The organism is Mycobacterium sp. E802, assembly GCF_001666875.1.
Lineage (GTDB): Bacteria > Actinomycetota > Actinomycetes > Mycobacteriales > Mycobacteriaceae > Mycobacterium.
Genome location: NZ_LZJD01000139.1, coordinates 23,655 through 35,465, shown reverse-complemented (window position 1 = coordinate 35,465; position 11,811 = coordinate 23,655). Strand labels below are relative to the sequence as shown.

12 protein-coding genes are annotated in these 11,811 nt (G+C 67.2%); 3 read left to right on the top strand and 9 right to left on the bottom strand.

Going from position 1 to position 11,811, the window contains the following annotated elements:
• Positions 1-127: 127 nt before the first annotated feature.
• Genes A5699_RS19885 through A5699_RS19850 form a run of 8 tightly spaced genes read right to left on the bottom strand, consistent with a single transcriptional unit; the run spans position 128 to position 8,059 of the window.
• Positions 128-697: an MlaD family protein gene (locus tag A5699_RS19885; RefSeq protein ID WP_231965768.1), complete on the bottom strand. Its 570-nt coding sequence runs from the start codon at positions 695-697 to the stop codon at positions 128-130.
• Complete coding sequence (locus A5699_RS19880) at positions 694-1,749, bottom strand: MlaD family protein (RefSeq protein WP_067772695.1); 1,056 nt, start codon at positions 1,747-1,749, stop codon at positions 694-696. The genes A5699_RS19885 and A5699_RS19880 overlap by 4 nt, the downstream gene beginning before the upstream one ends.
• A 2-nt stretch (positions 1,750-1,751) precedes the next feature.
• Positions 1,752-2,855 (bottom strand): MCE family protein, encoded by a 1,104-nt coding sequence (locus A5699_RS19875; RefSeq protein ID WP_067772707.1) that lies wholly within the window; start codon positions 2,853-2,855, stop codon positions 1,752-1,754.
• Entirely contained in the window at positions 2,852-3,910 is a 1,059-nt protein-coding gene (locus A5699_RS19870; RefSeq protein WP_369806733.1) for an MCE family protein, read from the bottom strand. Before A5699_RS19870 ends, A5699_RS19875 begins: the two co-directional genes overlap by 4 nt.
• A complete protein-coding gene (locus tag A5699_RS19865; protein WP_067772693.1) occupies positions 3,911-4,963 on the bottom strand; it encodes an MCE family protein in 1,053 nt (350 codons plus the stop codon).
• Positions 4,960-6,396 carry an MCE family protein gene (locus tag A5699_RS19860; protein WP_067772690.1) on the bottom strand — a complete coding sequence of 479 codons (1,437 nt, stop codon included), beginning with the start codon at positions 6,394-6,396 and terminating at the stop codon, positions 4,960-4,962. Before A5699_RS19860 ends, A5699_RS19865 begins: the two co-directional genes overlap by 4 nt.
• Positions 6,393-7,250 carry an ABC transporter permease gene (locus A5699_RS19855; protein WP_157561351.1) on the bottom strand — a complete coding sequence of 286 codons (858 nt, stop codon included), beginning with the start codon at positions 7,248-7,250 and terminating at the stop codon, positions 6,393-6,395. Before A5699_RS19855 ends, A5699_RS19860 begins: the two co-directional genes overlap by 4 nt.
• The gene (locus tag A5699_RS19850; protein ID WP_067772687.1) at positions 7,250-8,059 is read right to left on the bottom strand and encodes an ABC transporter permease; all 810 of its coding nucleotides are present in this window, start codon (positions 8,057-8,059) and stop codon (positions 7,250-7,252) included. Before A5699_RS19850 ends, A5699_RS19855 begins: the two co-directional genes overlap by 1 nt.
• A gap of 342 nt (positions 8,060-8,401) precedes the next feature.
• Here A5699_RS19850 and A5699_RS19845 point away from each other — a divergent pair, with 342 nt between their 5' ends.
• From A5699_RS19845 to A5699_RS19835, 3 genes are all read left to right on the top strand, one after another.
• Complete coding sequence (locus A5699_RS19845; protein WP_067772685.1) at positions 8,402-9,337, top strand: GTP-binding protein; 936 nt, start codon at positions 8,402-8,404, stop codon at positions 9,335-9,337.
• Between the two features lie 60 nt (positions 9,338-9,397).
• Positions 9,398-9,679, top strand: a complete 282-nt coding sequence (locus A5699_RS19840; RefSeq protein WP_067772682.1) for a pyrimidine/purine nucleoside phosphorylase — start codon at positions 9,398-9,400, stop codon at positions 9,677-9,679.
• A 432-nt stretch (positions 9,680-10,111) separates the two neighbouring features.
• A complete protein-coding gene (locus A5699_RS19835) occupies positions 10,112-10,597 on the top strand; it encodes a TspO/MBR family protein (RefSeq protein ID WP_067772679.1) in 486 nt (161 codons plus the stop codon).
• On the opposite strand, the gene menJ is transcribed toward A5699_RS19835, so the two are convergent.
• Positions 10,590-11,810, bottom strand: a complete 1,221-nt coding sequence (gene menJ, locus A5699_RS19830; protein ID WP_067772676.1) for a menaquinone reductase — start codon at positions 11,808-11,810, stop codon at positions 10,590-10,592. The genes A5699_RS19835 and menJ overlap by 8 nt on opposite strands.
• Position 11,811: the final 1 nt, after the last annotated feature.

The following is an 11,811-nucleotide window of genomic DNA, read 5'->3' as shown; positions in this document are numbered from 1 at the left end:
ATGCTACCCAGGCGGTTCGCGACGTCGGCACCGAATTGGCGAACGCCTTCGACGGGCTGGGACCTGACCTGGCCATGCTCATCGACAACGCCTCCGACATATCGGCCCGCATCCACAGCCAGGCCGGTCAGCTGCAACCGCTCATCGACGGCACCGCGGAACTGGTCACCACCATGGCCAGGTCAGGTCCCAGCCCGTCGAAGGCGTTCGCCAATTCGGTGCCGACGTCGCGAACCGCCTGGGTATCTATGCCTTTCACCAGTTGTGCGGTGTCACCCATGATCCGGTCCATCTGGACAGGCTGGCGGTCGGCCGGCGCGGCGATGGTATCCCCGGAGGCCAGGTACGGTCCGCCGTCGGACTGCGGCATGATGTCCACACTCTGGATGCCGGCCGCGGTGCCCATCCCCACGGTCAGGATGGCGTCGCGCGGAATCCGGGTGGCCGGGTCGATCACCAGCCGCACCATCGCGGTCCCGTCGGGGGCCAGCCAGACGTCGTCGACCGTGCCGACCTGCACCCCGCGGACCGTGACGCTGGTGCCCGGGGTCAGGCCGAAGGCGTCAGCCATCGTCGCGGTCAGGGTCATCGGGGTCCGAAAGCCCTGAGGGCCGGCCACATAGCGGATGCCGAACGGGATGACGAGCGCCGCGATCACCGCGAAGATCACCAGCTGAACCACGACCAGGCGCCTCATTTCAGGCCTCCCGACAAGAACCCGTCCAGCGCCACATCCCCGGTGATCGGGGTGCCGTTGACGATCAGCCCCCCGGTGAGGAGTTTGTCGATGGTGCCCGGAATGTCCAGTGCGCCATCGAACATCAGGTAGTCGCCGTGGACGGAGTTACCGAACTTCTCCAGGAAGTCGTTCATCGCGGTGAGCATCCCGCCCAGCCGGTCGTTGAAGGTGCCCATCATCGACACGACGGTGCCGGCATCATCGACCATGACGCCCAGATCCGCCGAGGACAACACGTTGTTGGCGGTCGCGGCCAGTGCGGTGGTGGAGGAGAACAAAGTCTGCAGTTTGGCGCGCTGCACGTCGAGCATCGCCACCACCTTGGGTACCGCGTCCAGGTAACCGGCGACGGTCTGCTGCTCATGGCCGAACTGCCCGGCGATGTTGGCGGCCAGGCTCATTGCCTGATCGAACTCGCCCTGGTGTTCCGACGCCTTGGCGCTCAACAGCGACATCGAGTCGATCAGGCCGCGTACCTTGTCGGCCCGACCGCCGAACGCCTTGTCCAGTTCGGTGACGATGGTGGCCAGCTGGTCGACACCGCTACGTGACAGCAGCGCCCCGAATGTGGCCAGCGCACTTTCGATCTGCGGCCCCAGCTCGGTGTGGCTGGGCGGGATGACGTCGCCGTCGCGCAGCGCCCGCTGTGGGGCCTGCTGGACACTGCTGAGCCGCACGAACGGATTACCCAGTGCCGAGGGCAGTTCCACGCTGGCCACAGTGCCGGAGTCCAGCCCGTCGGCGTCGGCCAGGCTCAGCTGCACCGAGGCGCCCGAGGTGGACAGGCTCATCCCGCTGACCCGCCCCACCACCTTCTGCCCGTTGCGTACGTCGGCGCCGATGGTGATGCCGTCGGCGGTGGGCAGCACCACGGTGACGGCCATGGTGTCGCCCGGTGAGCTGCGGCCCAGCGGCAGATCCTGAATCCCGATATCGCTCAATGCCCATACGCCGGCGGCGGCCACGATCAGGGCGCATCCGGTGGCCGCGTTGCTGAGAGATACACGCATGGTCACCTCGGGTACTTCGGGTTCGGCGCCGGGGCGTTGCCGGTGACGGCGGAGACGATGCCCAGCGGGTCCGAGCGGCTGATCGGATACGAGATCGGGTTGGTGATCCCGGCCCCCACACACATCGGCAACATGTTGCGGTCGCAGAAGTTCTGCGCCGCGGCGAACTGGGTCAGCACCGTCGACACATTGAGCCGAATCCGGCCGCGCCGGTCGGGGCCGATGGTGTTGGACAGGTTCTGCATCATCAACGGAACCAGATCCATGAACTCGGCCAGCTGAGGTTGCTTGGCGGTCAACACCTCACCGACGGCGTTGAGGTTGGCCGCGATGGTCCCCAGGTCGTCCCCGTGTTGGGCGACGAAGGCGTCGACCTGGTCGAGCACGGTTTTGAGATCGGCCATGGGCGCAGCGATGTCGACGTTGGCGTCGGCCCAGCTGCCGCCCACCTGACCGAGCTCGTCGACCATCTGGTTCAGCGACACCTGCCGCTGGTTGAACGCGGCCATCAACGTGCTCAGGTTGTCGACCACCGCGCCGATGTCCTCGGCCCGCGCCCCGAGCACGCCGCTGGCCGCACTCAGGTTGCGCATCGCCGAGTTGAACAGCTTGCCCTGGTCGCGCCACTGCTCGGCGCCGCGGGACAGCACTGCGCCGATGTCGCCCTGCTGAGGGCCGATGGCCGAGGTCAAGGTGCTCAGGCTGCCGAGCATGCTGTCGAAGGTGATCGGGGAGTGGGTGTGGTCGGCTCCGATGACGTGGCCGTCGGCCAGGGTGGCGCCGGATCCGCTGTAGGCCGGGCCGAGTTCGACGCTGCGGTCACTGATCAGGGCCGGGCTCACCACGTACGCGTCGGGTTCGGCCGGCAACATGACGTCGTCGGGCAGAGTCATCGTGACCCGCACCGTGGTGCCGTGCGGCGTCACCGCCGTCACCCGCCCCACCGGCACCCCGAGCACGGTGACCTTGCTGCCCGGGTAGATGCCGTTGATGTAGCCGAAGTCGGCGTGCACGGTGCGGGCCCGGTCGGTGCGGCCGAACACGTACCAGCCGCCTGCGCCCAGGCACAGCACGACAAGAATGGCAATCACGGCTTTACGTGTCATCGGCACTCCCGCTGAACGTTGAGGAAGCACAACAGGTTGTCGGGCATCACGAGGGAAGGCGAGTTGACGTCGGCCCAGGTGCCGTTGCCGGTGGCGTTGGTGACGGCGCGGATCGCCGGGGGCATCTTCACCAGGGTCTGGTCGATCTTGTCCACGTTGGCCTTCAAGGTGCCGGTGACTGCGGTGAGACCGCTGATCAGACTGCTGAAGTCTGCCTGCTTGTCGGTGTAGACGGCGGCCAGGTGGCGCATGATCGCGGTCAGGTTGGTCACAATGTCGGTGAGCGCCTGCCGGCGTGCGGCCAACGAGGACACGATGTACTGGGCGTTGGCGGCGGTGTCGGCCAGGGAATCGGTTTGATGGGACAGCATTTCGGCCATCTGCCGACTGATCCGCAGAATCTCGTCGATCTTGTCGCCGTTGTCGGCGAAGGCCGAACTGGCGGCGCTGATCCCGGCCAGGGCTTTACCGAGCTCGGCGCTGTTGCCGGGCATGGTCTCGGTCAGGGTGGTCATCATCGCGGTCAGCGGCTGCTGGTCGACGTGCTCGGCGGTGTCGGCGGCCTTCCGTCCGACCTCATCGAGGCTGTACGGGACGGTGGTGCGCGACAACGGAATCACATTGGAATCAACGCCATTGACGGTCCCGGCCGGCATCACATCGAGGAACCGCTTACCCAACACGGTGCGCAGCCGCACCGTGACGGTGGTGCGGTTGCCCAGCGGCTGGGCCTTGTCGAGCCGGAAGCCGACGCGGACGCGGTCGACGGCCAGGGCGACGTCTTCCACCCGCCCGGCGGGCACCCCGGCCACGTACACCGGATCGCCGGCGGTCAGACCGCTGGCGTTGGCGAGTTCGGCGACATAGGCGTTGGTGCGCACGTGATACACCGCTCGCGGGATACCGACCGAGACCACCATGATCGCCACCAAGGTGATGGTGCCGATCAGGCCCAGCGCCAAGGGGATTGACGGGTTGTGTTTGCGCTGATCTTTGATGAAGAGGAAGATCACCGCGCCGACGAAGAGGTCGATCAGTTTGACGAGGAACATCATCTACAGACACACCTCGGAATGCGTGTAGCCGAAGATGTTGGCTTCGTGGCTGGCGACTTTCAGGGTGAAGTTACACAGATACAGGCTGACGAATCCGCCGTAGCTGGAGGTGCGGTTGATCGCATCGCCGAACTCCGGCAGCCGGGCCAGCAACGTGGTGAATTGCTCGGTGTTGGGCTGCCAGGTCTGCAGCATGGCGTTGAGGTTGGTGATGGTCTCTCCGTAGGCCGCACTGGAGCTGTTGACCGTGTTGGCCAGCGTGGCCAGCACGGCGTTGCCCTCGTCGATGAGCAACTCGAACTGCCGGTCCCCGGAGGTGACGGCGGCGCTGAGCCGGTTGAGCCCGGTCAGCATCTGCTCCAGCTGCGGCTGCCGGGCGTTCATCGTGTGCATCAGGCTCGACATGTTGTCGATCAGCTGGGTGAAAATCCCCGCATTGTTACTCAATGAGCTTGTCATGGCGGCGATCTGGGTGAGCAGCGTGGTCAGCGTCTGAGCCTGGCCGCTGAAGGTCTCGACGAATCCTCGGGTCAGGGTGTTGACCTGCTCGGGGGCCAGCGCGTCGAACAGCGGTTTGAATCCGTTGAGCAGCGCAGTCAGATCCACCGCCGGGGAGGTTTGCGCCAGCGGGATGACGCCGCCGGCGGCCAGCCGGGCCGGCGGCTCGTCGGTGGAGACGTCCATGATCGCCCCACCCGGATCGGACAGGGCGACGTAGCGGGCGCCGAGCATGTCGCCGTAACGCACGGCCGCGGTGACGTTGCTGGTCAATGTGAAATCGGATTTGACCTCGATGTCCACGTCGGCCCGGCTGGTGCCGTCGGCGTTGGAGGCGAACTGGATTGAATCCACCCGGCCGATGCGAATCCCGTTCATGGTCACCGGGTTTCCGACATTGAGGCCTTCCACGCTGGTGAACTGGGCCTGATAGGTGACCGTGCTGCCACGCACCGGCACCGACAGGGTGTTGATCACCAGGACGGCGCTGAGGACGCCGGTGGTGCTGAAGGCGCCCAGTTTGGCCCAGGATTGCCATCGCCGGTTGCGGTTCATGAGATCTGTACCTCCGTGCCGCGCACCAGCGGGCCGAGCATGAGCACCGTGGCGATGTTCGGTTGGGTCGACGGGGCACCGGCCGGCGGCAGCAGTTCGTCCTGCAGCACGGCCAGCGCATGGGCCTGGCCGTCGGCGTCGACCACGGCCGAGGCAGGTGCCGCGACGGCGGGAGAACTCGGGATCGCCTCGGCCGGAAGCGGATCCGAGGGGATGGGCGCGGACTGTGGAAGGCCCGGCCCCGGCGGCAGGGAAGAGTGCGTCGGCAGGTGTGGTGCCGGCGGCGTGAACGGTGTGACCGGCAGGGAGGCCGCCGGTCGGGACAGCACGTCGGCCGGTTGTGGTGGGACGTGTCCCGACGGCGCGGATTCGGCACACCGGGCGCCCGGGGTGCTGCCGTACACGGGGCAGTCCTCCATCGAATACGGCATCGGCCCGGCGAAGGTGGCCACCGCGGTGATGTTGAACTTGCCCGTCGCGAACACCTTGGCGCCGGCCTCACCGAACGCTTGCGCACCGGCCAGGGTGTCGACCAACCCCAGCGGCTGAGCTGCGGTGGTGGCCATGATCTTTCCGGCCGCGTCGACCACGGTGATCAACTGCTCGCGGTGATCAGACAGGAACGAGGTGAGCACCGAGGAGAACCGGGCGAAACCGTCGATCGCGGTGGCGAACTTCTTCTGATCGTCCACCATCCGGTTGGACACCGAGGTGGCCGCCGACAGCGTGGAGATGATGTCGGGCGTCGCGGTGTTCAGTGAGGCCATCACGTCCCGGAATTGCGGTGTGGTGTCGAGGAATCGGACGAGGGACGGGGTCAGCGCCTCGGCCCCGGCGCTCAGGTTGTCGATCGTTTCGCCCAGTTCCGATCCGCGGTTGCGCAACGACTGGCTGATCGCGGTGAGCGCGGTCTGCATGCGCTCGGGCTTGATCTGTGAGAACAGTTCGACGATCTTGGTGAACACGTCGTAGAGGGCCATCGCATCGGGGCTCTGGTCGATCGCCACGGTGTCTCCGGGCCGCAGTCCCGTGGCGGACCGGGTGCCCTGCGGGTCGACCAGCTGCAGGTAGATGTCGCCGAAGAAGGTCCGTGGCACGATCCGGGCCACGGCCGAGGACGGGATGATCCCGAGGCTGCCGGGCTCGATCGCCAGCCGGACCCGTGACGTATGGGTGCCCGACTCGATGTCGGCGATGCGCCCGACGTTGACGCCGTGGTAGCGGACCGGGGAGCCACCGGTGATCAACCCGGCCGACACCGGGACCCCGACGTACACGTCGGCGCTGCGCTCCAGATTTCCCGAGGCTCGGGCCACCAGCACGGCCGCCACGGCGAGGGCCACCCCCACCGCGCCGAGGCCGCGCAGGGCCAGTCGTGCCCGGCTGGGTTCCGAATACCCGCGGCGCTTTCCGAGACGCCTGAGCCGGGTCATATTCCCATCCCCGGGATTTCGGGAACCAGGCCCCATAACGCGAACGTCAGCAGCACGTCGAGGATGCCGACCGCGAGGATCGCGGTGCGCAGCGCCCGGCCCGCGGCCTGGCCGACCCCGGCCGGACCGCCGGAGGCGAAGTAGCCGTAGGTGCAGTGCACCAACGCCACCACGATGGCGAAGACGATTGCCTTGATCCCGGAGTAGAGCAGGTCACTCGGTCCCAAGGCCAGATGGAAGAAGTAGTCGTAGGTGCCGGGGGAGGCGCCGTTGAAGATCACCACCACGGTGCGGGTGGACAGATAACTGGCCAGCAGACCGATCATGTAGATCGGGATGACGCAGACCACCGAGGCCAGCACGCGGGTACCGACCAGGTAGGGGATCGAGCGCAGCGCCATCGCGTCGAGCGCGTCGATCTCGTCGGAGATCCGCATCGCGCCGATCTGGGCGGTGAATCCGGTTCCGACCTTGGCCGCCAACGCGATTGCCACCACCACCGGCGCCAGCTCGCGGGTGTTGGCGATCGCGGCGAGCATGCCCGAGAGCGTGTTCATCCCGACCAGGTCCAGCCCGCGCTGGGTCTCGACGCCGAGCATCATCGCCGCCGCCAGCGACATGGCGAACACGATGCCGATGGTTCCGCCGCCGGACAACAGCGAGCTGGTGCCGAAGGTGACCTCACCGATCTGGCCCAGCGTGTGCTTGCGGTAGTGCACCAGGGCGTACGGCAGGGAGCGCAGCACCTTGGCGTAGAACGTGACATGCTGGCCGGCCACCGCAAGGGCGTCGTACCCGGCGACCGCGGGACGCGAAATCCGGTGCAGCGCAGCGCTGCTGGTCAGGGCGGTCATCAGTAACTACCCACCGCGGGAACCACCACGGTGTACAGCGCCGACATGGTGGTGTTGAGGATGAACACGAGCGCGAAGGCCAGCACCACGGCCTCGTTGACCGCGTTGGCCACGCCGCCGGCGCCGCCTTTGGTGTGCAGGCCCTTGAAGGTGGCCACCAGGGTGGCGGTGAGCCCGAAGACCGCCGATTTGATCAGTGCCATCACGAAGTCCGACACCTGGCCGTACTGGCTGAAGGTGGCCAAAAACGTTCCGGCGGGCAGGTGTTGGACGCTGATGTGGTAGAGGTAGCAGGCCATCACGCCGCCGAAGGTGACGATCGAGCACAGCGCCAGGGCGACGATGACGGCGGCAACCAGCCGCGGTGCGACCAGGCGCTCGATCACGTCCAGCCCCATGACTTCCATCGCGTCGATCTCCTCGCGGATGGTGCGTGATCCGAGGTCGGTGCAGATCGCCGAGCCGGCCACGCCGGCCATCATCAACGCGCACACCAGGGCCGCGGCCTGCCCGACGATGATGAAGGCCACCACCGCGCCCGAGTAGCCTCCGGCGCCGATCCGCCCGGCCAGCTCACCGACCGATACCGCGATGAACACGCCGATCGGCATCATCAGCAGCAGCGCCGGGCCGGTGCAGACCCGGCCGATGAACAGGGTCTGGGTGACCACCTCATCGAGCACCAGACGGCGACGGACCAACGCGGTGACGACGCTGACGAGCGCCTGCACCGAGAAGCCGAGCACGTAGCCGCCCTGGACCAGGACGTCCCGTACGGGGCCCTTGGACGCCGGTAGCTCGTAGGTCATCGAGTTCCTTCCGCGATGTGGTGGCATGCGCGGGGCCGGAACCGGTGACCACCGGCTGTGCTGACGCACTTTTCGACCCCCCGGTCGCCTGTGGAGCATGTCACATTTCGTGACGCCACCGCAAGAATTAAGTGAATGGTCATTCTCGAGTGGCACGGCGTGTCTTCTCAGGTCCAGAACAGTTGGATGCCCGAGTTTGTGATTCGTCGATCGTGACACTTCAGGCGGGGGATCGCCGCGGCGTTTCGGCCCGCCAATGGGGGAACCAGCATTAACTTAGCCGCCGGGGAGGTTGCCGAGAACACCGGTATCGGGATCCTGGCCACCGCCTACGATGGCCCGGTGACATCGGTACCCGTGCTGGCGGTCGCCGGGCATCTCGGCGCCGGGAAGACCACGCTGCTCAATCACCTGCTCCGCAACAGTCGTGGTGTGCGCATCGGCGCGCTGGTCAACGACTTCGGTGCGGTCAACATCGACGCCATGCTGGTGGCCGGTCAGGTCGACGCGATGGCCTCACTGTCCAACGGGTGCATCTGCTGTGTGGTGGATGCCGAGGAAACCGGTGAGCTGCTCGGCACGCTCGCGGCCGTCAGACCCCGACTAGATCTCATCGTCGTGGAGGCCAGCGGTGTCGCCGAGCCGACCGCACTGGCCCGCACCATCACCGCCACCGATGATCCGCGCTTCCACTACGCCGGGCTGGTGCTGGTGGTCGACGGCCTGCAACCCGAGCTCGGCCATGGGTTGCGGGTCGCCGATCTGGTGGTGCTCAACAAGGCGTCGGAGTGCACGGACCTCGAGGGCCTGGTGGCGCGGATCCGTGCGCAGAGCCCGCGGGTTCCTGTGTTGCCCACCGAGTTTGCCCGCATCGATCCCGAGTTGCTGATCGACCCGCCGCGGTCACGGGCGCCGCAGGCCCAGCTGTCCTTCGATGAGCTGCTGCACGATGAGCACGATCATCACCACCCCGAGTACCAGAGCGTCGAGTTCCGCACCGACTCCGTGGTGAACCCCCGGCGGTTCATGGAGTTTCTGCAGGACCGCCCCGAAGGTCTCTACCGGGCAAAGGGTTTCGTCGACTTCGGTGTGCAGCGCTTCCTGGTGCAGCTGGTCGGCAGCTCGCTGCGCTTCGAAAAGCGGCGTGGGGGCGGCACCGAGTTGGTGTTGATCGGCACGGGCATGGATACGTCGGCGGTGCTGGCCGGGCTGACGCGCTGCACCGAGGAGCCGGCGGACGAGAACGCGATGCTCGGGGTGCTCAAGTACGTGGTGTAGCCGTCAGCAGCGGTTCCCTGCCCGGTTATCCTTCCACTCACCCGAATTCAAGGAGCCGCATTGTTCAAGGTCAACGAGTACTTCGGCGGCGACGTCGCCTCGATCGCCTTCGCGACGCAACAGGGCCCGGCGACCGTCGGCGTCATGGCCGTCGGCGAATATGAGTTCGGTACCTCCCAGCTCGAGATCATGCGGGTGGTCTCGGGTGCGCTGACCGTCAAGCTGCCGGGCCGCGAGGAGTGGGAAACTTTCGCGGCCGGTGAGCAATTCACGGTGCCCGCGGACAGCAAGTTCCAGGTCCGCGTCGAGGTGGAGACGGCTTACCTCTGCGAGTACCGCTGAGCCACGCCTCTGCGCCGGTTTCTACCCCAGGGTTGTTGATGGCGTGCAGTCGCGACCCCTGGGTAGAAATCGGTGAGTGGGCCCGTCCCGCGCCTTTGCGCCGGTTTCTACCCCAGGGTTGTTGATGGCGTGCAGTCGCGACCCCTGAGTAGAAATCGGTGAGTGGGCCCGCCACGCGCCCGCGAATTTCTACCCCTGGGTTGTTGATGGCGTGCAGTCGCGACCCCTGGGTAGAAATTGGTGAGTGGGCCCGCCACGCCCCTGCGCCGATTTCTACCCCTGGGCTGTTGATGGCGTGCAGTCGCGACCCCTAGGTAGAAATCGGTGAGTGGGCCCGCCACACCCCCGCGCCGATTTCTACTCCAGGGCGGTGCCAAGACTCCGATCACGACCCACGGGTAGAAAGCGACGACGCGGGGTAAGCAGTCCCACATGCGCCCGATCACCTTGGCAAAGACGGCCTCTGCAACGCTGGCCACGTCGATCGTCGGCGGGCTGGCCAGCCGCCCGGCTCAATCGAAGTGGTACGAAAAGCTGCGCAAGCCCTCATTTCAGCCCCCCCGCCAAGCCTTTCCGATCGTCTGGCCGATCCTCTATGCCGACATCGCGGTCACCTCAGCCCGCACGCTCGATCGGTTGCGCGCCGAAGGCCAGCAAGACGAGGCCCGCGCCTACACCGCCGCACTGGCCGGCAACCTCATCGTCAACGCCGCGTGGTCGTGGGTGTTCTTCACCCGGCGGCAGCTCGGCGTCGCAGCCGTCACCGCCGCGGTCTTGACCGCCAGCAGCGCCGATCTCACTCGTCGCACAGTGCACGCCCAGGGCGCGCCCGGCGCCATCCTCACGCCCTACCCGCTGTGGTGTGCCTTCGCGACGGCGCTGTCCACCCGGATCTGGATGCTCAACCGGATCAGCTGAACGGCTTGCGCTGATCAAGGCGACGCGACGCCAGGCCCGCACCCCGCCACACCCGGGCCACCCAGTCGTCGTCTTCTTCGGTGACCAGGTTGCCCATCACCCGCACCGCGATGTTCATCAGGAACGACGAGCGGATCGCCACCGGACCCGAGGCCGGCAGGAACCGGGGCAGCGTGAGCAGCACGGCCAGCCGCCGGGCGATCGAGAACCCGTGGGCGTAGTGCTCCTGCAGCACCGCGGGCCAGGACTGCGCGTACGAGCCCGAGCCCAGCAGTTCGGCGGCCAGCCGTCCGGTTTCCAGCCCGTAGTCGATGCCCTCGCCGTTGAGCGGGTTGACGCAGGCCGCCGCGTCGCCGACCAGCATCCAGTTCGGCCCGGCCACTCCCGATACCGCGCCGCCCATCGGCAGCAACGCCGACAGCGCGGCCCGCGGCTCCCCGGAAAATCCCCATTCCTCGCGGCGCAGCTGGGTGTAGTACGACAGCAGCGGACGCAGGGCGGCATGAGCGGGGCGTTTGGCGGTCGCCAGCGCGCCCACACCGATGTTCACCTCACCGTTGCCCAGCGGGAAGATCCAGCCGTAGCCGGGCAGTACCTGGCCCTCGGGGGAACGCAGCTCCAGATGCGAGGTGATCCACGGCTCGTCGGCGCGCGGCGTCGCGATGTATCCGCGGATGGCGGTGCCGTACACGGTTTCCTTGTGCCAGGTGCGGCCCAGCACGCGGCCCAGGGTGGAGCGGGCTCCGTCGGCCACGATCAGATGTGAGCAGCCGATCTTGGCGCCGTCGTCGAGCTGTACGGACTCCACCCGTCCGCGTGAGTCGTAATCCACCCCAACGGCTTTGACACCCAACCGCATCTTGGCGCCGTCGTCGGCGGCGACCGAGCGGATCCGGTCGTCTAGTTCGGTGCGCGGCACCGCGCTTCCGGTTGACGGGAACGACGGTCCGGGCCACCGCACTTCGACGTCGGAGCCGAATCCGGACATCCGCAGGCCGTGGTGCCGGATCCGGGTGTCGAGCCACGGGCCCATGCCGAGCCGTTCCAGCTCGGCAACCGCCCGCGGCGTCAGTCCGTCGCCGCAGGACTTGTCCCGCGGGAACTGCGCCGCGTCGACGACGAGTACGTCACGACCGGCTCGAGCTGCCCATGCGGCGGCCGCCGACCCGGCCGGTCCGGCGCCGACGACGACCACGTCTGCCTTGATATCCATT

Excerpts from the sequence above, each read along its gene's own strand:
- menJ (WP_067772676.1), bottom strand. The coding sequence starts at position 11,810 with ATGGATATCAAGGCAGACGTGGTCGTCGTCGGCGCCGGACCGGCCGGG.
- A5699_RS19860 (WP_067772690.1), bottom strand. The coding sequence starts at position 6,396 with ATGACCCGGCTCAGGCGTCTCGGAAAGCGCCGCGGGTATTCGGAACCC.
- A5699_RS19870 (WP_369806733.1), bottom strand. The coding sequence starts at position 3,910 with ATGATGTTCCTCGTCAAACTGATCGACCTCTTCGTCGGCGCGGTGATC.
- A5699_RS19875 (WP_067772707.1), bottom strand. The coding sequence starts at position 2,855 with ATGACACGTAAAGCCGTGATTGCCATTCTTGTCGTGCTGTGCCTGGGC.
- A5699_RS19865 (WP_067772693.1), bottom strand. The coding sequence starts at position 4,963 with ATGAACCGCAACCGGCGATGGCAATCCTGGGCCAAACTGGGCGCCTTC.
- A5699_RS19855 (WP_157561351.1), bottom strand. The coding sequence starts at position 7,250 with ATGACCGCCCTGACCAGCAGCGCTGCGCTGCACCGGATTTCGCGTCCC.
- A5699_RS19885 (WP_231965768.1), bottom strand. The coding sequence starts at position 697 with ATGAGGCGCCTGGTCGTGGTTCAGCTGGTGATCTTCGCGGTGATCGCG.
- A5699_RS19880 (WP_067772695.1), bottom strand. The coding sequence starts at position 1,749 with ATGCGTGTATCTCTCAGCAACGCGGCCACCGGATGCGCCCTGATCGTG.
- A5699_RS19835 (WP_067772679.1), top strand. The coding sequence starts at position 10,112 with ATGCGCCCGATCACCTTGGCAAAGACGGCCTCTGCAACGCTGGCCACG.
- A5699_RS19850 (WP_067772687.1), bottom strand. The coding sequence starts at position 8,059 with ATGACCTACGAGCTACCGGCGTCCAAGGGCCCCGTACGGGACGTCCTG.